Source organism: Pseudomonas sp. NFACC41-3, from assembly GCF_900109505.1.
In the GTDB taxonomy this organism is placed as follows: domain Bacteria; phylum Pseudomonadota; class Gammaproteobacteria; order Pseudomonadales; family Pseudomonadaceae; genus Aquipseudomonas; species Aquipseudomonas chlororaphis.
In genome coordinates this window covers 90,848-108,620 of the sequence record NZ_FOAE01000006.1, presented here as the reverse complement: position 1 = coordinate 108,620, position 17,773 = coordinate 90,848, and the positions used below count along the sequence as shown (strand labels likewise).

The 17,773-nt window shown below is 60.8% G+C and carries 13 protein-coding genes and 1 pseudogene; 3 read left to right on the top strand and 11 right to left on the bottom strand.

Annotated features, from left to right (window positions below):
• The first annotated feature begins 163 nt into the window (after positions 1–163).
• Positions 164–349, top strand: a complete 186-nt coding sequence (locus BMY68_RS25055) for a hypothetical protein (RefSeq protein WP_085533274.1) — start codon at positions 164–166, stop codon at positions 347–349.
• A 180-nt stretch (positions 350–529) separates the two neighbouring features.
• On the top strand, positions 530–841 hold the full coding sequence (locus BMY68_RS25050; RefSeq protein WP_085533272.1) for a hypothetical protein: 312 nt from the start codon (positions 530–532) through the stop codon (positions 839–841).
• A gap of 777 nt (positions 842–1,618) precedes the next feature.
• Here BMY68_RS25050 and BMY68_RS25045 read toward each other — a convergent pair.
• The 3 genes and pseudogenes from BMY68_RS25045 to BMY68_RS25035 all read right to left on the bottom strand — a co-directional run.
• Positions 1,619–2,032 (bottom strand): annotated as a pseudogene (locus BMY68_RS25045) (DUF4113 domain-containing protein); the annotation flags it as partial.
• Between the two features lie 336 nt (positions 2,033–2,368).
• Entirely contained in the window at positions 2,369–3,862 is a 1,494-nt protein-coding gene (locus BMY68_RS25040; RefSeq protein ID WP_085533270.1) for a hypothetical protein, read from the bottom strand.
• Positions 3,863–4,177: 315 nt separating this feature from the next.
• A complete protein-coding gene (locus tag BMY68_RS25035; protein WP_139214905.1) occupies positions 4,178–8,185 on the bottom strand; it encodes an ATP-binding protein in 4,008 nt (1,335 codons plus the stop codon).
• Between the two features lie 918 nt (positions 8,186–9,103).
• Here BMY68_RS25035 and BMY68_RS25025 point away from each other — a divergent pair.
• A complete protein-coding gene (locus BMY68_RS25025; protein WP_085533268.1) occupies positions 9,104–9,655 on the top strand; it encodes a hypothetical protein in 552 nt (183 codons plus the stop codon).
• Positions 9,656–9,667: 12 nt separating this feature from the next.
• Here BMY68_RS25025 and BMY68_RS25020 read toward each other — a convergent pair whose 3' ends face one another.
• From BMY68_RS25020 to pgaB, 8 genes are all read right to left on the bottom strand, one after another.
• Positions 9,668–9,859 carry a hypothetical protein gene (locus BMY68_RS25020; RefSeq protein ID WP_007930316.1) on the bottom strand — a complete coding sequence of 64 codons (192 nt, stop codon included), beginning with the start codon at positions 9,857–9,859 and terminating at the stop codon, positions 9,668–9,670.
• Between the two features lie 82 nt (positions 9,860–9,941).
• A complete protein-coding gene (locus BMY68_RS25015) occupies positions 9,942–10,691 on the bottom strand; it encodes a hypothetical protein (RefSeq protein ID WP_085533266.1) in 750 nt (249 codons plus the stop codon).
• Entirely contained in the window at positions 10,688–11,269 is a 582-nt protein-coding gene (locus tag BMY68_RS25010; protein WP_009041613.1) for an RNA polymerase sigma factor, read from the bottom strand. The genes BMY68_RS25015 and BMY68_RS25010 overlap by 4 nt, the downstream gene beginning before the upstream one ends.
• A gap of 37 nt (positions 11,270–11,306) precedes the next feature.
• A complete protein-coding gene (locus BMY68_RS25005) occupies positions 11,307–13,058 on the bottom strand; it encodes a vWA domain-containing protein (RefSeq protein WP_085533264.1) in 1,752 nt (583 codons plus the stop codon).
• Between the two features lie 88 nt (positions 13,059–13,146).
• Entirely contained in the window at positions 13,147–13,707 is a 561-nt protein-coding gene (locus tag BMY68_RS25000) for a YbhB/YbcL family Raf kinase inhibitor-like protein (protein ID WP_007930309.1), read from the bottom strand.
• A 232-nt stretch (positions 13,708–13,939) separates the two neighbouring features.
• On the bottom strand, positions 13,940–14,416 hold the full coding sequence (pgaD, locus tag BMY68_RS24995) for a poly-beta-1,6-N-acetyl-D-glucosamine biosynthesis protein PgaD (protein WP_009041611.1): 477 nt from the start codon (positions 14,414–14,416) through the stop codon (positions 13,940–13,942).
• Positions 14,416–15,765: a poly-beta-1,6-N-acetyl-D-glucosamine synthase gene (gene pgaC / locus BMY68_RS24990; RefSeq protein ID WP_062824051.1), complete on the bottom strand. Its 1,350-nt coding sequence runs from the start codon at positions 15,763–15,765 to the stop codon at positions 14,416–14,418. Before pgaC ends, pgaD begins: the two co-directional genes overlap by 1 nt.
• 3 nt (positions 15,766–15,768) lie before the next feature.
• On the bottom strand, positions 15,769–17,766 hold the full coding sequence (gene pgaB, locus BMY68_RS24985) for a poly-beta-1,6-N-acetyl-D-glucosamine N-deacetylase PgaB (RefSeq protein WP_085533262.1): 1,998 nt from the start codon (positions 17,764–17,766) through the stop codon (positions 15,769–15,771).
• Positions 17,767–17,773: the final 7 nt, after the last annotated feature.

Sequence of the window (17,773 nt, the reverse complement as noted above, 5' to 3'; positions counted from 1 at the left end):
TCCACTCGTCAGACCAGCCAAGCGCATTGGCACTGACTGCAGATTGCTTTCTACGTCGAGCGCGCCGAAGCCTATGCCGCGTACCGCGCCGCAAACTCCAACTGAAAGGAACCCCCGCCGCCGGCTACACTGTCCGGTTCAACCTCATCAAGGAGTAGACCCGATGCAGATGCATGAAGCGGCACAGGTGCTGGAAGTCATTGGCGAAGAGACAGCGAACGAAAGGCTGGCCGAGGGCTGGAAACTGCTGGCCGTGCTGCCCGGCCTTCCACGGGGATCGAGCAGCAGCACGACGGTTATCTACGTGCTGGGCAAGCCCAAAGGGGTGAGCGCGTCGAGTATCCGCTAAGGGTAGGGCGCCGCGTTACGAATAACGGGACATATGTTCAATGAGGGGGTACACCTGGACCAGGTGCGGGGGCCTTTTCTATTGGGCGTGGCTACCAGTACCCCCTACACTGGCCAACCAGTCCCCGGCACGCTGGTTTGACGCACTGCCGACCACTTACTCGAAAAGGAATCGACCTCGATGCCGAGCCTGCCACTGACCAATCTATCCGACTATCCGCTGGCCGAACCGGACGTAACCTGGGAGCAGGTAACCGAAGCCATCGCTACGCTCAAGCTGCCTATCGGTATCGAGTTGCACCGGTACATAGTCGCTGTCACTCAGGCCCAGGCTCCCCGTCCATTTTCCGACGCCCTGGGCGAACTGGAGGCGTACCTGGATGGCCTCGACGGCGCCGAGCTGTTGAGCTTCGAACGGCAGTTGCTGATCAAGGCCTACGTCATGCGTGGCTGGAAAGCTTGGCGCGCTGGTTTCGCCGCGCAAGAGGTGTGAGGGTAGAAAACCGTGACGCTGACGAAGATCAGCTGGCCAAGTGGTAATGACAGGCAAAAAAAAACCGCCTGAGTAAGGGCGGTTTTTCTACGCAAAACCGGTTAGTGGCCGGTGTTGCAACTCACAGGGAGCATTCACGTGGGATTGATGTTATTCACATTTGTATATTGATGCAATGCCGAATGCACATTGAAGCACCGTTATTCGACACATGGCGCGTGTATGCGCCGTTTTGCGCCGGCGGCCGTGTGTGCCCCAGGCCGACGCCGATCATGCCTCATAAACGCTTTATAAAGCCAACCAGGCGGCGCCGGTCGATTGCACCGCGTTGAGCCATTTCGTCGCAACACAGCCGCCAAAATGTCGGTAACATGGTCCGCGTTCCGCGTGCGTCACCTGTTGAGTGGCCGGGCAAGCGCGCGAATTTTGGCCCTTTCGACACGGGCTAGTAATCCGTGCCGGATTAACTCGAAAGGTCCATAGCCCAGCCGCCTCACAGGGAGCATTCACGTGATCCCGAAGGCGCGCGTGTTCCGGTAAGCGCGCTGGAGGTAGGCCCAACTTATGGGGGGCCTAGTATGTCTAAGTGGAAGTATGCAAGACGTACGTGGGACCTCGCAGTGAACCTGGTGCGTGTTTATCACGTCTGGGAATTCCTGCGGGACTGCTATAACGACTGGCTGTAATAGGCGTTAGAGTGGGGGCCCGCTTCGACTTCGGTCGAGGCGGGCTTTTTTTGGGCCTGCAGATCCTGGGCGGCTCCACCTGGGGAAAGAATCAGGAGCAGTTGACCCGCCAGAGCTGGTCGATCCTGGTCGTATAGCTCTGGCTCATCATTTCCCGGCGCATGCCCCAGGTTGGATTTGCCGGCACGCTGGCCGATCGGAGCGTGCCTCGACCCCAGCGCTGGTTAATCTGGTCCAGCACATTCATCACCCGCGAGGCGTCGGCCGGCTGCGACACGGCAAACAGATCGTCGGTGTACTCGCCAGGTCGGCACAGGTCCAGCAGAAGCACTTCAGCTTTGCTGTGCTTGAAGCCAGGGCGGAATATGCGATCCAGGGCATCCACCGCGCTACGTGTCAGCAATCGCACGTCGTCAGTGGGGTAGGGCAGCTCCACCAGGACGCCGTTTGCGTACTTCGCTTCCTCGGGGTTGAACATGCCGGTGCGGATGCTCACCCTGACTTTAAAGAAGCGTAGCTATGGACATGGCTCTATGCCTGATTACACCGCTGTTCAAACCCGTGTCTGGCTGTCCATAGGAAGAAGCCATATTCATGCGATACGACTCAGTCGTGTCCATACCATAAGGGGTAACCCATTCGAACTCACTGGCCATTTGCATTGGCCACAGATTGCGTTCTACCTCGCCCCTATCGATGACAGAGATTCGACAGGCAGAGAACGGCCAAGAGCTGACGGTGGGCGACAAAATCAGTCTAGCGTGACGACCACCCCCTCCAAGGGGACTTTATGAATGGCTGCAAAGGGGCGGGGGCAGATAGTCGTGGAGAGCGTGGCCGTTTACGGAGCAGGAATGAAGTGGTGCTCCAAGGTTTTCAGCAGTGACTCATCGTTTACCGATTTGGCGGCCTTCCGAACCTCCTCAGGGCCAACGACGATTAGGTCAAACTTGGCGCTATTCGCGTTGCGTGTTTTTTCAATTCGATGCTGTGCCTCGGGTGACAAGACCCCAGTCGTCCACAGCTCAAACTGTGGCTTGGGTTTGTTCCAGTGGAGGATATTCATTAAATGCTGCCTGACCCGCTTAATTCGGGTAGTCAGCCACAGTCCGATCTCTTCATCGCTTACAAGAGAGCCCGACGCCATGCCCTTGCACTCGATGATTCGGGCTGAGACTCCTTCTTTCACGGCCCAGACATCCACCTCGGCCTTCCCGTCGTCGCCTAAGCAGATTTTGTTGAGCTGAACCTCCCCGGAGAACGTTTTTCGTACGAGCTCGGCAACGAGCAGTTCGAAGAAGGAGCCTCGCATATTCCCTAAAGCACCTTCGAGCTTCCCAAGTCTGGTGATGACATCGTCGAGCTTCGCGGAGTCAACCACCCCTTGCACTGTATCCTTCAGCGTCTTGATCAGGTCTCGAAAGGCGACAGCAATCTCCTTTCCAAATAAGGACTCAGGCGTCGCAGGTATCACACCCGCCGTTCTTAGCGCCGCGAAGGCATCGTTATCGAAACGCTGGCCGACCATGATGAACATGACGCGACCGATGTTTTTCAACGCCTGGAGAGTTTTCACTTTGTGGAGGAACGGTTTGATTGCGCTGATGCTGACGTTGTCGATAAGGAGAACATCGCAAGCGATGAACCCGGGATTGAGTTCGCCTTTACGTCGTTCGGCCAGGGCAGTGCTGTAACTGGGCGCACTGAGGTCCCAGTTGAATGTACCTACGCTGGGCAATTGCTCCTCTGGTGCTCCTCGAAGTGTGACACTGTTGAAGCTGGCGATGGCCAAATTCCGTAGCCACTCCTTAATGCTATCGAGCAGCACGGACTCCGCCATCAAGCGTGAGCGGACACCTGCCGCAATAGCATCAAATTCAGGGCTGGCGAACGTCTGCCTGGTCATCACGCAAGGACCAATTCCAGGCAGGGTGTCCTCGATCAAGACCCCTGCGTCCGTCAGACGCTTAAGGGCGGCTCTTGAGGCGATATGTCGCTTCTGGGCAATTGGAGCGCCACAGGCGATGTAAAAGTGATGGACTGGCATCACCTCACGACAAAGGACAGAGGCCAAAGCCCTTGAGTAGGTGCCCTCGACAGAGAAGATCGCTTCGTAGAGGCTCTCCCAGTACTCCTCCGTCGCATATTGGCTTTTGAGATACACAAATGCTGCGCTATGTGCGAAGGGCAAGCTGCTCAGTCGTCGAACATCCTCTGGTGCACGACTGATGCGCTGACGAGCCGCATCTGGAGAGAGCCCATGATTATCAACTAGGTAACCTGCCAGCTTTGAGCTCAAGCACGGCCCCAGTTCCTCCAGCGCACCGATGATCATGTGATCCTCTCTCACTTTATGTCACAGAGCGCTATTTATAATTTAAAAACCTCTAAGCGGTGCATAGCAAATTTTTCCTTAAAATTTTTCTTTTTTAAATCATATGCTTGCGTAATTAATGATTAAACTGAAAAGAATTTTTCATGTCACAGAGCGCATAGATTGCTCAGTTCGTTGGCCTTTTAGAATGCGGTCGATCAGAAGAGGACCTCCCAATTACAGGCTGGCTGTGTGTGAGGTGCTCGATAATTGCTGGCCGTCACGACAGGCAGAAATCGGCCAAAGGCGGACAGTCATTGCGCGGCGGTAACAGATCTAGTGGCTTGCCAGCCTGGCTCTGATGACCCCATGAACACGCCACATGCGCTGCAGCTGTAAACAGTCAAGAGTGCTGTGCTTCCCTTCAGAACAACACACTGCCAATGAGTCGCCGAAGGTACCCACGTTCTCGAAAATGCGTAGGCCAGTGCCCTGGATGGAAGACCCGACCCTTTTCAGATAGGCGAACTGCTCGCCATGCTTCTCGGCCACGAGCGCTACAACGTCACCCTTCATCGGATCCAGAAGTGACTCAACCGATAGCTCAACAGACTCCAGCAACACAAGATCGCCGTTCCTGACGACTGGGTAGCCGCTGTCCTCGATGATGCGCGCGGCGAGTAGCGGCTTATCCAGTATCGAACAGGCATTGATGCAGCGAGCTTCCTGATCTCCCTCTCGCGACGCGCTGCCGTAGAAAATGCCAACTATAGGAAGTATCCGAACCTTATTTTTTGGCAACGTCATGGCAGGCGCCACACGCTCTGTACCGGACTGATCGCACGCCAAAGTCAGTTTAGAAGGATCTCTCTGGTCGGAGTGAAATCGACGGGCAAAGACGGTGCTCCCATAGAGAGCAATAACAGGGTCACCGTTTTTGGCTTCTTCGCTAAGCGAAACAGCTACCGTCTGGCCCGGCAATGCCAGTGCTCCCAGGCTGGAGCCTCGGATGGCATAAAGGGCAATCTCACCCAAGTCGGAAAGAGAGATCGTTGTGAGCTCACCCTCTACAGCAATCGCATCCGAATGTGTGCGAGCGCTAAAGTCGCCGAGAACTCGAATCTGACTCTCGTTGAGAGGGATCGGTGCAGGAGCAAGGGGCGAAGCCGCAAAAAAAAAGTCTTCGTCCTCTCGGGTGAGTCGCCCCATGAACCGGGCATATGACGCACTGCAACTGCGGATTAATCGGTCGACTTCATCAAAAGCGCTGCTCACTTCTCCGGCATCAAAAGGAGTGACGTTGCGCAGGTTATGATGCGCGTTATTGATGATTGAATAGAACGTTGAGCCTGGCCGCAGTGATTTGCAGTTCAGCAGACGTTCGAACGGTACTTCATTAAAGGGCTGCTCACCGCCGTTGCGAGCACTACTGATGTGGGCGATCAGGTCCGCGAGAGTCGGCTTGTAGATGAGGATCGGATCTGAAGCCAGCAAATCCCACAACCGGTTCTCAATATGAAGGCGTACCCGCTCGACGAACTCCTGAGCCTTGGCAACGTCCGATTCGTCTTCAAGCCATACGGCGCGCCGCTCCAACACCTCCTCGACGGCTGGGGTGAACGCAGCCGTATACCGAGAGGAAGAGATGGGGCTAATTTGCAGCATCGTCCACGATGGAGAAGCCAAAGAAGTTTTTGGCAATCGGCTCTTGACGGCCGCGATAAACCGGTTGTCATTCGAGGTTATGATCGGAGCCATGCCAGCCTCGACGAGCTTCGGTATCGCGGCAGCTAGGTTCTCGGTATTGATTGGATCGAAATAGGTCTGCGGATCGTCCAACTGAAGCACCTCAAGCACCCCTGCACGATCACGAATACGCTCCCACAGACTGAAGACAAACGCCCAGACGCAAGCGCGAAGATGCGAGGAGTTCATCACCTCATGAGCGTGCACTCGAATAGATCCGAAGCCAGCGTACAGCCCAACACCTTGGGCCCTAGCTGGGTCCAGACCGATATAGGCAGGCCCTCCGACGTAGTGCGGTCTGTAAATGACCTTCAACCACGCCGTCGTCCTTTCATCTAGTACCGTTATCAAGCCCTCTACCTGGTGATGAACGAGTCCAGGTAATCGTGCGAACTCATTGATCGCGGCGGCGGCTCGACGTACCAATCGATGTCGCTTGCGAGCTTTCACCCAGCTCTGGCGAATCACGTCGATCTCATTCATCTGGCGCAGAAGCGCAATGATGGGATCGGCGGATGTAACGGCTTGCTGCAGTGCAATTACTTGATGCCTTAACGGGCACATGGCCATTTCAAGCTGGTCGTCAGAGGCCTTGACTCGGCTGAACGAGTTGCTACCAAAATAGCGCTGCGTGACCAGCTTGATCTGATCCTCACTTAGCTGTCGATGAAGCGCGAGCAATAGCGCGGCCTGCAGATTGGCAAACCTGCTAGCAAGAGAGGTCGATCGAAGTTCTTGCGGTAACTCTATTGTCTGGGACTCGGGCAACGCTGGTAGAGGATGCGCCTGCACTGAATGGTTCCAAACCTTCTCGGCATTTCGTTTCAGTGAGCGTAACTGGGTGCTAAAGGCCGGATCCTTCAACAGCTCAATTAGATACGCATCCCGATAGACCTCCAACAGCGTTGCACGGGATCTAACGTCAACGAACGGGCGAAGCGAGTTAGGAAGCGCCTCCAGCAGCTCGCTTGCAGCGGCTTGCTGCCAGTCCTGAAGTGTCTTCGTGGCGTCCGTATGCGCGAGCGCACTCGCTTCCAGCGCATCGAGCACCGCCTTATCCAGCAATGCATCGGGAGGTACTTGGGTAAGATCTGAACCGCATACCGGGCAATCGCTGAGCGGCTCTTCAGGGTGATGACGGCGATGCCACTGGGAAACTATGGCGTACAGCTGCCATCGTGCGGTTTCCTCCTTTTTCTTCTGTCGCGCAACCTGCTCAAGTGCTCTTTCCCTAAGCTCTTCGAGCTTCGCGATCACAACGGCTCTATCGGCGTCTTGAATTTCGCCTAGCCGTTTGAGAGTTTCGACGGATGGCAGAGATCCAAGTGCCACAGTCGAGAGACGTTCCTTCGCCGTGGCGAGGGTGCTTACGAAAGCCTCCACTTGCTCCTTCGTTTCCAGTCGGACAGCGCTCGCGAGAATCTCGTCTATGTCATTCTGTCCTTGCTGGCGAAGTTCCTCTAGGTGGTTTATCGACGATTCGATTGTCGCTTCACAGCTTTTTTCTTCACTTTCCTGATCGGGGGAGATTAGGTCGGGCACATCACCAAGCGCTTCCGCCTGCATTGTCCATGCTTCACCCAATGTGCGTTTGCTGGTGAAAAATCGCAGAAGCGCGGCACCCTCATCCTCATTGGCCTTGTCGTTTTCCTCACCCGTTAAGCGCTTGGCCAGTCGTTCGGAGCGTTTGCCAAGATCTTGCAATGGTCTCAGTCCAGTCAGCTGAGCAATCGCATCAGCAAACGTGGTTTTCTCGTCAAAGCGCATGGTGGTCGCGATCGCGGGCATCAGGGTACCGGCTTCAATTGCCCATTGAGGGAGGGCGAGTTGTTCGATGCCGCTCACTAGGGTTGTGACAGTTCCTCTGGTACCTAGCTTGAGCTCTCGTCGCACCACGACCTCTTGCCCGGAGTGCTCCCTTAGGGTCAGCTCAACCCAGGTATCAACTGCGGGCTTATCCTGCAGCGCTGCTAAATCTTCAGCAGAAGGAAGTGGGACTATGGGGGGCAGAGCGATGGCGTTTGCGACCTCATCTGGGGCAGGATTCTCCTCGTCCGATGCCTGCATCATCTCCACGGTTATCGGCTGATGAACAAACGACGGTTTGTGCTGGGAGCGATGTGCCTGACCTGTCAGACACCACATGATCGCGCTTTGAAAGGCTGTCTTTCCGGCTCCATTGAATCCCCAAACGCAGGTGACATCACGGTCGAGTCCCAGCGAAACAGGGTCCGGTGCCTGGCCATCAGCACCGCAATGTCGATGTAAGCCCGCAAACCTATGGGCTCTGATGTGCGTGATGCGCCACCGAGGACGCTTAAGCGCGGAGGGTGCAACCTGTTCTTTAGGCACAGCTGCCATAGGAGTTTCCAGTGCTTGGAGCAACTGGTCTATCTCGGTGCTGGAGAGTTGTTTTTGTTGGGCCCATAGTTCTCGCCTAGACGCGTAGAAGCGGAATGCTATTCGGGCGTCTTCGGTGCTGAAAAGAAAGCTCCCCGCGTCCTCAGGCAGCGTAATGGATCGACCCAACGACAGCGCCTCGACAATTTCTTCGAGAGTGCTGGATTCCAGCTCAAGGGGCGCGGGCTTCTCTGCCATGCTTTTTCCTCCTTGGGAGGGTTGGGGAGCTATTGAACGGCACCCACCTCTGTCACGGTTCTAACCTGACAACATAGTTTGTTGCGTCTGGGCCGGGTACTGATTATCGCTAGGTTTATGACAACATAGCCTGTCCAATGGAAGCCGCCAGAATTACACCCCGGTTAAACGCACAATCATCGCCCGCTATTGGCCGTTCTCTGCCTGTCGAATCTCTGTCATCGATAGGAACGAGGTAGAACACAATCTGTGGCCAATGCAAATGGCCAGTGAGTTCGATTGGGTTACCCCTTATGGTATGGACACGACTGAGTCGTATCGCATGAACATGGCTTCTTCCTATGGACAGCCAGACGCGGGTTTGAAAAGCGGTGTAATCAGGCATAGAGCCATGTCCATAGCTACGCTTCTTTCCTTTACATCGAGGAAAGCTTCGAGGACTGCTTCGGCCTGCGGGAAAACCTGTTCGGCTATTACTCGACCCGGGCTCGCTGGGCGCCCGCCAGCACCGATCTGCTGGCGCAGCTGCCAGCACCTTGCCGACGGCGGATAGTCCAGCGCCTGAGCTGGTATCGCTGGCAGCTGGAAAACCACGCCCGGCTGCTGCCGGAGCGGGCCCGGCGCATGGCCGAGGACGGTGCCGCCACCGAGTTCATCGACCTGCTCGCTTTCCCCTACGCCTGAACGCGCCTGCCACCGGCCGGTGGCTGGGCTACCGCCAGATATTCCACTGCCGCCCACCCAACCTGCGTTTTTTCTACCTCGAGTTCTCCCCCACAATCAGCCCCGCCCCGAAAGCCATTTAGGTGTCCCCGATTATTTTTGCGATGATGCCTCCCCTGATGCCATTCACGCGCCCGGCCCACTGCCGAGCGCATACACAGCGTTTCCCGCCAGACTCATGGAAGACCCCAAACGATGAATATCCCGCCCCTTTCCGGCAACACCGCGCCGTCGCACCAGGCGCGTTATTACTACGGGCCCAACTACAAGAAAATGACCCTGGCGGGCCTGGTCTTCGGTGGGCTTTCGCTGTTCGCGGTGTTCGGCACACCTAGCGAGAACAACAGCGTGATCCGGCTGATAGAGGCCCTGGGGCTCAATGGTCATCTGGTCATGCAACTGCTCGGCGTCCTGGGCGTGGCCATGACCGCCGCCGCCGCGGGTGCGCTGATCTTCCTGCGCGGTGCCGGCAATCGTTATGTGGTGCTGACGGATAAGAAGCTGGTCGCCCCGGTCAGCAACTTCAGTTCGAAGATCCGCGAGATTCGCCTGATCAATATCTCGGACGTCGAGCTGGTAGAGGTCTTCAACCAGCGCTTCATCCGCGTCCAGCACAGCGACGGCAAGATGGAACTGGTGGAGAACATGTTCAAGAACCAGGAACTGTTCTACGACTGCTACAAGGCGATTGCCCTGGCCATCGAGGCCAAGGGCCAGAACGTGAAACGCGCGCCCGCCCGCAAGTAACCGCGCCGGGTTTCAGTCTGGCGTCTGCCGCTGCGGCGCCGCTTCATCCTGATCCGCGGCAGGTTGGGCCTGTTGCGGGTCTTCATCTTCTTCACCGGCCTCGAGCAGAAAGTCCTTGCGACTCTCCTTGATGGCCTGGCGGATATCCGCGCCCTTGGTCGGGCAATTCAGCAGTGCAGCGATACGGTCGATGCGTGGCGCCATGGCCAGCCTCTCACTTTCAGGAAACTGGCTCGATAGTGCGCGTTTTCGTGGTGCCAGGCCATTACTTGCACGCGTTTTGCCCTCAGGGTTGCTGCAAGGCCTCCAGGCGCTCGGCAATTTCCTCGTCGGGGAAACGCTGCTTCAGGGCGATGATGTACTGGTCGGCGACCTTGTCCTGGCCGGTCTGGCGCAGCCGCAATACCTCGCGCAGGGCGTCGTCGAGGATCGACTCCGACGCATGGCGTTCCACCGGCTCCTTGCCCTGCTCCTTACCCGGGAATGACGCCAGGTGCCCCAGGGACTCATAAGGCTTGGCGGTGAAGGCTTCGGTATCCCGGGTCAGCGGCAAGCCCGCCCCGGGTGCCGCGGGAGCGGGTGCCGACAAGGCGCCAGCGGCCGCCTCCGGCGTCGCGGCCAGTTCGAAGCGGTTCGATTCGTCCATGGTTGATTCCGCACGGGCGGATTCCGCGGGGGCAGCGCCGGAGGGCGCGGACTCGGCCTGGCGCCGTGCAAGCTGCGGGGCAGCGGCCTTTGCCACGGCTGCCGGCGCGGGAGCGAATGCCTGGCTCGGTGCCGGCTCTGGAGAGCGCTGCAACACGCCCAGCAGCAGGGTCACGCCGAACAGACCGGCGAACGCCACTTGCCAGCGCGGCTGGCGGCACAGATCGAACCAGCGTTGCCACAGGGACGGCCGGGGCGCCGGGGCTTCGCGCCGGGCCGTGGCCATGATCAGGGCGTCGAGGCTGGCCGGCGGTTCGCCGTGGCTGTGCTGGCGAATATGCTCGAGCATGCGCTCTTCTTCGGTAGGGGGAAGCTGTCGGGCGTCAGTCATGTCAGTACCTCCTCGGCCAGGAGCCGACGCAGTTTTTTCAGCGCATAACGGAAGCGGCTTTTCACCGTTTCCAGCGGCGTATCGGTAAGGCTGGCGATCTGCGGCAACTCCAGTTCGCCGTGGGCGCGCAGCAGGAACACCTCGCGCTGGTCGGCGGGCAGATCCTGCAAGGCGGCGTCGATGCGTTGCCGTTCACGGCTCAGGCTCAGGTGTTGTTCCGGACCGCTGGCGTCATCGGCCAGGTCGTGCAGCTGCTCGTCGTAGCTGTCGTGCAGCGGGTTGCGCAGGCCGTGCTTGCGCCAGTGGTCGATCAGGCGGTTGCGGGCGATCTGGTACAGCCAGGTGCGAAAGCTGGCCCGGCCCTGTGGCGCACTGGTGGTGCGGATCAGGCTGAGCCAGGTGTCCTGATAAACCTCGTCGGCCAACTCGGCCTTATCGCACAGGCTCAGCAGAAACCGGTACAACCCCTGGCGATGCCGCTGGTAGAGAACCTCGAAGGCGGCGCTGTCACCCGCGCGATAACGCGCCAGCAGCGTTTCGTCGCTGCTGGCGGGCTCTGGTCGATTCGCCGCAGGCATAGTCGTGCTGAACTCCTTCGGGTGGCTCGTCATGACGTTATTCACGGCGGCTCAACGCCTCCCCGGAACGGCCCGGCTGATCCGCCGGAGCGGCAGTCTGCAGGCTCTGCGCCAGTTCCACCAGCTGCACGAACTCGCCGCGCAGGCCGAAACGGTCTTCGCCCTTGGCGCCGCGGGCCAGGGCAACGGTGTCCTTGAGGCCGAAGTCGCCGGTGTAACGAGCGTCCTTGAGCTGCTGGGCGAACGCCGCCACGGCTGCGGCAAATCTTAGATCATCGCTGGCCTGGACGAGTTTGCCGTGCTGTTGCGACGCCAGGATCGGCCGCTCGATCAGCCGGCTGCCGCCGCCCTGCGGTGCCTGGTAGCGCACCCGCAGCATCGCCAGCTCGTCGTTCTTGATGCTCGATTGCGGCTGCGTGGAGGCCTGGCCATAACGCAGCGGCTCCAGCCAGCCCTGCTCGCCCTTGGGCACGATTTCATACAGCGCGGTGACCGTATGCCCGGCCCCGATCTCGCCGGCATCGACCTTGTCGTTGTTGAAGTCCTCGCGTTTCAGCGCGCGGTTCTCATAACCCAGCAGGCGGTATTCGCTGACCTGGGCCGGGTTGAATTCCACCTGCAATTTCACGTCCTTGGCCACCACTGCCAGGGTCGAGCCGAGCTGGTCCACCAGGACTTTGCGCGCCTCGCGCAGGTTGTCGATATAGGCATAGTTGCCATTGCCGGCGTCGGCCAGTTGCTCCATCAGGTGCTCGTTGTAGTTGTCCACGCCAAAGCCGAGGGTGGTCAGCGACACGCCGCTTTTACGCTGCTCGACGGCCATCTGCTTGAGGCGGTCGAAGTCGCTGATGCCGACGTTGAAGTCGCCATCGGTGGCCAGCAGGATGCGGTTGATGCCGTTCTTGATGAAGCCTTGCCGGGCCATCTGATACGCCAGCTGGATGCCCGACGCACCGGCAGTGGAGCCGCCCGCCGTCAGTTGCTCGATGGCATTGCGGATCTTCGCCTTGTCGCGCCCGGAAGTCGGCTCCAGCACCACCCGCGACTCACCGGCATAGACCACCAGCGATACCCGGTCCTGTTCGCGCAACTGGTCGACCAGCAGCTTGAGGGTGCTTTGCACCAGCGGCAGGCCCTCGCGGCGATCCATGGAGCCGGACACGTCCACCAGGAACACCAGGTTGGCCGGCGCCAGATCGGCGACGGCGCGATCCGAAGCCTTGATGCCGATGCGCAGCAGGCGGGTGTGGGGGTTCCAGGGCGACGGCGCGATCTCAGTGGTCACGCCAAAGGGCGAACCGTCGCCGGGCAGGGCGTAATCGTAGGGGAAGTAGTTGACCAGTTCTTCCAGGCGCACCGCGCCTTGCGGCGGCAGGCTGCCCTGGTTGAGCAGGCGCCGGACATTGGCATAGGCACCGGTATCGACGTCGACGCTGAAGGTCGAGACCGGAGCCTGCGCCACACTGTGGATCGGGTTGTCCGGCAGGTTCTGGTACTGCTCCCGCGGCTCGGCGCGATAGCCGGCGGGCAGCGATTCGCGCGTCATCATCGAGGCGTGCCTGGGCGCCGGGGCGAGCGCCTTGGCGTTGTTGTATCCAGCCGGGATCACATCGGCGCGCGAGGCCTCGCTCGGCGAGGGCACGGCGGCCTGCGGCTCTGCCGCCTCCGGGGCGGGCAAGGCAGCGCCCCGGGTCTCAGGCGAGGACGGGCCGCAACCGGCCATGGCCAACAGCAACCCGGCGGCGCACCCCTGAACGGCGGGGCGAAGGAAATACGGAGAAAGGAACATGGGGGCTGACCTCGGGAGAAATTGATCCATTCCCCCCTTCAGACGAAGCCCCTCGGCGATTCGGGTTAAGCCCCCGGAAAATTTTTTCTTAGCGCAGGTAGCGCCGCACCACGCTGCTGTTGCGCAGCACGTGGCCGTTGATCTTTTCCAGCAGCTGGGCGCGGGTCAGGCCGGCCGGCAAGGCGTCGGGCGCCAGCTCCAGGGCGTAGATCTGGATGATGTAGTGGTGCGCGCTGTCGCCCACCGGCGGGCACGGGCCGACGTAGCCGGTGGTGCCTTTGCTGTTGGTGCCGCCCAGCCCTTCCAGGGTGCCCTTGGCCCCCGCGCCCGCGGCGATCTGCCGGGTCGTGGGCTTGATCCCGTAATGCACCCAGTGGTCGATACCCTGGCCTTTGGCGCCGTCCGGGTCGTGCATCACGATGGCGTAGCTGCGAGTGCCTTCCGGGCCGGCGGTCCAGGCCAGGGCCGGCGACAGGTTATGCCCGCCGCAGCCCTTGGCATCGCTGGCGCTGGCCGGGGTGAACAGGCGGTTGTCCGAGACACCGGGCACATTCAGGGTGAAACGCTCCTGGGCCTGGGCCGGCAACTGCAGGCACAGCAGGACGGCGCCGGCGGCCAGCCAGGTATTGAGAGAAGCAAAACGGGACATACGCGAGCACCTTCTGCGAATGGGTTCATCGGAGCCTGGAAACAGGAGCCTGGAGACTATAGCTGCGCGGCGCAGCGTTGCGCTTGAGCAATATTGGCGCTGATTGAGCTTGAGCCGCAGCCGCTTGTAAACGAAAAAACCCCGGATTTTTTCAGCTCCGGGGCTTTTTTCGACGAGCACCGGGATTTTTACCCGGCCGCCCTGATCCCGCGACCTTCAACCGGCCGCCGAATCAGCGCTCCACGGAATCCGCCAGCAACGGCGGATGCGGCTGGCGCTCGGGGCTCAGGCGCAAGAAACCGGTGGTGACAAGGCTGATGCCGCCCTCCTCGTCGTTATGCACCGTCATGGTCCCGGGCTGGCGCATGCGCGCAAAATTGGCGGCGCTGAGCTTGAAGCTTTCGCTCAGGCGCTGGTCGTCCAGCGCCGGCGACGGCAGGCGGCGCCGGGCAAAACTTTTGCTCTTGCGCTGCTGATAACGCGCCCAGAGGATCAGCACGGCGGCGTTGAGCAGGGCCACCCACAGGTAGGTCTGCAAGGTGCCCAGCGCTTCCAGCACGCCGACCTCGATACGCGGGCCGTCGTGGGTGTCGATCAGCGGCCACAGGCCGCGTACCAGCAGGTACAGCAGGCCGATCCAGGCCAGCACGGTGAACGCCGCATCGACGATCACCAGCAATGGGCGTTGACGGGTTCTGATGATTTTCATCAGCGAGCCTCCTCTTCATCATCTATCGGCTTGATGCCACGGTCGGGGCTGACCCAGCGCGCACGCTTCTGGTGTTGGCTGAACAGCACCTTGGGGAAACTGACAAGCGTGGTGAACAGGCTGACGAGCCAGAACACCAGGGGGTACCAGACCACCCAGAACATGGTCTTGCCCAAGCCCTTTTCATACCGGCGATCGATCAGGATGCTGACCGCGAACTGCAGCAGGCAGACCATCGCCAGCACCAGCCCGGTGAAGGCCGGCGGCATCAGGCGGTCGACGGCGATGGCCTCGGGCATGACGATGAAATGGCCGACGCCCCAGAAGATCACCGACAGCAGGAAGGTGAAGGCCCAGCCGGTGGACAGGCAGTATTCGAACAGCAGCGGCCACAGGTAGCGGTGGCGCCATTGCCAGATCCCGCGGATGTTCTTGAACAGCACCTCGGCGCCACCCTGGGCCCAGCGCAGGCGCTGCTTCCACAGGCCGCGCAGGGTTTCCGGCATGAGGATCCAGCACAGCGCCCGTGGCTCGTAGAAGATGCTCCAGTGATCGAGCTGCAGCTTCCAGCTGATATCGATGTCTTCGGTGATCATGTCCGGGCTCCAGTAGCCGACCCGGTGCAGGGCCGAGCGGCGGAAGGCGACAATCACCCCGGAGACCGTGAAGATCCGCCCGAACACCCGCTGGGTGCGCTTGATCAGACCGATGATCGAAGAGAACTCACCCACCTGGACCCGGCCCACCAGGGTCGAGCGGGTGCGAATGCGCGGGTTGCCGGTCACCGCGCCCAGGCGCGAATTCTCCAGCAGCGGCGCCACCAGATAGGCCGCGGTGTTCGGCGCCAGCAGCGCATCGCCGTCGATGCACACCAGGTATTCGCTGCGCGCCGCCACGGCGCCCATGCGCAGGGCCACGGCCTTGCCCTGGTTTTGTGCCAGGTGCACCACTCGCAGCCGCGGATCTTCCAGCGCCAGGGCGTCCAGCACTTGCGCGGTGTTGTCCTTGGAGCCGTCGTTGATCGCGATGACTTCGATATTCGGGTAGTGCTGGGCCAGCGCCGCGTGGATGGTGTCCGCCGCGTTGTCGCCCTCGTTGTAGCAAGGGATCAGGATGCTGATCAGCGGCTCGCCCTTCAGCGGCGGCGGCAGGGTGTCGTCCTTCCAGGGCCAGTGGCGCTCCCAGTGCAGCCAGAAGTACAGGCCGCCGGCGATCCACAGGCCGGACATGAACAGCGGATAGAAGAACACGAAGTCCATCAGGAACTGGCCGGTCACCAGGAAGATCAGGCCCAGCGGCACACCGAGGACAATCGCCAGGACGAGCAGAGCTAGCAGTCGATCCAACATGATTTAAGGATTCCACTTGGTGGAGAGCGCGGGACGGATGGTCTTCAGGTCCGGCGAGTTCTCGAGAAAGTTATCCGGGTAGTAGCCAAAACTGGTCGCGCCCTGGCGCTTGAGCCGGCCCATCCAGTCAGCCATCTGCGCGGCGTCGATATCGCTCGCCGGTTTTTGCGCCCAGTCCCGGGCCTGCAGTTCGAAGACGGTACGGTTGAGCGCGCCGGGACGTGCCTTGACCGTGGCCACCAGTTGCTCCAGCCAGGCGCCGGAAGCCTTGCGCTGCTGGCCCTCCATCAACGGCATGGCCATCGGCGCGGTCCAGTCGTAATGGGCGAGGAAGTCGTCGAGGTTCTGGGCGTACCAGGTTTCGCTCTGCGGGTTGAGCATCGGCTCGGCGAACAGGTTGCGCGCGGTCAGCACCTGCGGCCCGCGGATCGCCTTGACCTTGGCGGTCAGCTCATGGGTGAAGTCGATCAGGTAGCGGCTCTTGAAGCGGGTCCAGCGCTGCAGGGTCGCCGGATCGGCGCGCAAGACGGCGATCGAACCGGGCAGGCCGTTGGCGGCGTAGGTGCGCAGGGCTGCGGGGCTGGCGTCTTCGAAATCGGAGAGCACCGCGTCGTCGTGGTAGAGGATACCGTCCACCGAGGTCAGGCGCGCCACGTCTTCGTAGATCTCACCGATGATGCGCCGCACCTGCGGGTCGAACGGCGACAGGCGCCGGTACTGGTCCGGGTCGGGCGCGACCTGGCCGGTTTCCGGGTCCCAGCGGGTCACGCGCGGCAGGCTCGGGTCGAGGGCGAAACTCAGCACCGGCATCCAGGCGAACACCTTGACGTTGGCCCGGGTGCGCAGTTGCCAGGCGACCCGGTCGAAGATATCGGCGCGCACCGGCAGGTGGCGGTTGGCGAAGTACAGCGAGTGCACCAGGCCATCGCCCTTGGGGTCGGCGAAGGCTTGCAGGAACACGGTATTGACGCCCAGGTCGGCCATGCGCTGGACCAGCTTGCCGAGGTTGATTTCCTGCTGCTGCGGGTCCGGGTCGTAGACGTTGTCCAGGTCGACATGGGCCACACGCATCGGGTTGCTGGCCTCGACGCCGACGACGCTGTTGGAGAAGTGGATGGCGTCCGGGTCCGAGGACACCAGGAAGCGCGGGCTGCTCATCAGGTTGTCGAGGGCATCGAGGCCGTCGTCGAGGGTCAGGGCCATGTCGTAGCCCTGCTCGCCCACCACCCGCAGCGCGGTGCCGTCGGCGGCGCCATAAGGCCAGACCCAGACCCGTGGGCTGTAGCCGGTGGCGGCGCGGATTTTTTTCGAGATCGCCGCCACGTCGCTGCGCAGGCGCGCCTCGAATTCGGCTTCGCTTTCATAGCGCCCGGTGCTGGCGTCATAGCGCCGGGCGGCGGCTGCCGGTTGCAGGTTGCCCTGGGGGTTGGCCAGCACGCCCTTGTGGTTGGCATCGGTGTGGGCGGCGATTTCCACCAGGCCGGAACGGGAGATCTCGCGGACCTGCTGCCAGGTCAGGAAGTCCGAGCGCTTGCGCGGGGTGCCGGCAAAATCTACCGGCTGGTTCAGCGGGGTATCGACCCACGCCCCCACCGGCGCCAGCAGGGCATGCCAGTTGTAGCTGCGCAGCACCGGCAGCACGCGGGTGTAGAAGCTCGCGTAACCGTCGTCGAAGCTCAGCAACACGGCCTTGGCCGGCAGCTCGGGGCCGCCTTTGCGCGCTGCCATGATCTGGTCCACGGTGACCGGCTGGTAGCCGTTCTCGCGCAGCCAGGCCAGCTGTTCGATCAAGCGTTCGGTGCGCACGGCCACCACCGCCTGATCGGGGTCGCGGTCTTCGACGTCGTGGTAGGCAATGCCCAGCACGTGGTTTTTCGGCCACGGGGTTTCGCTGGCGGGCACCGGGCGTTGCGCCGGCGCCAGGAAATCCGCGGCGGGCTGGGCGCAGGCGCTGAGAATCAGGGCTCCCAGCAGGAGGATGCAACGGGTCATCGGAGGCATCTTCGGA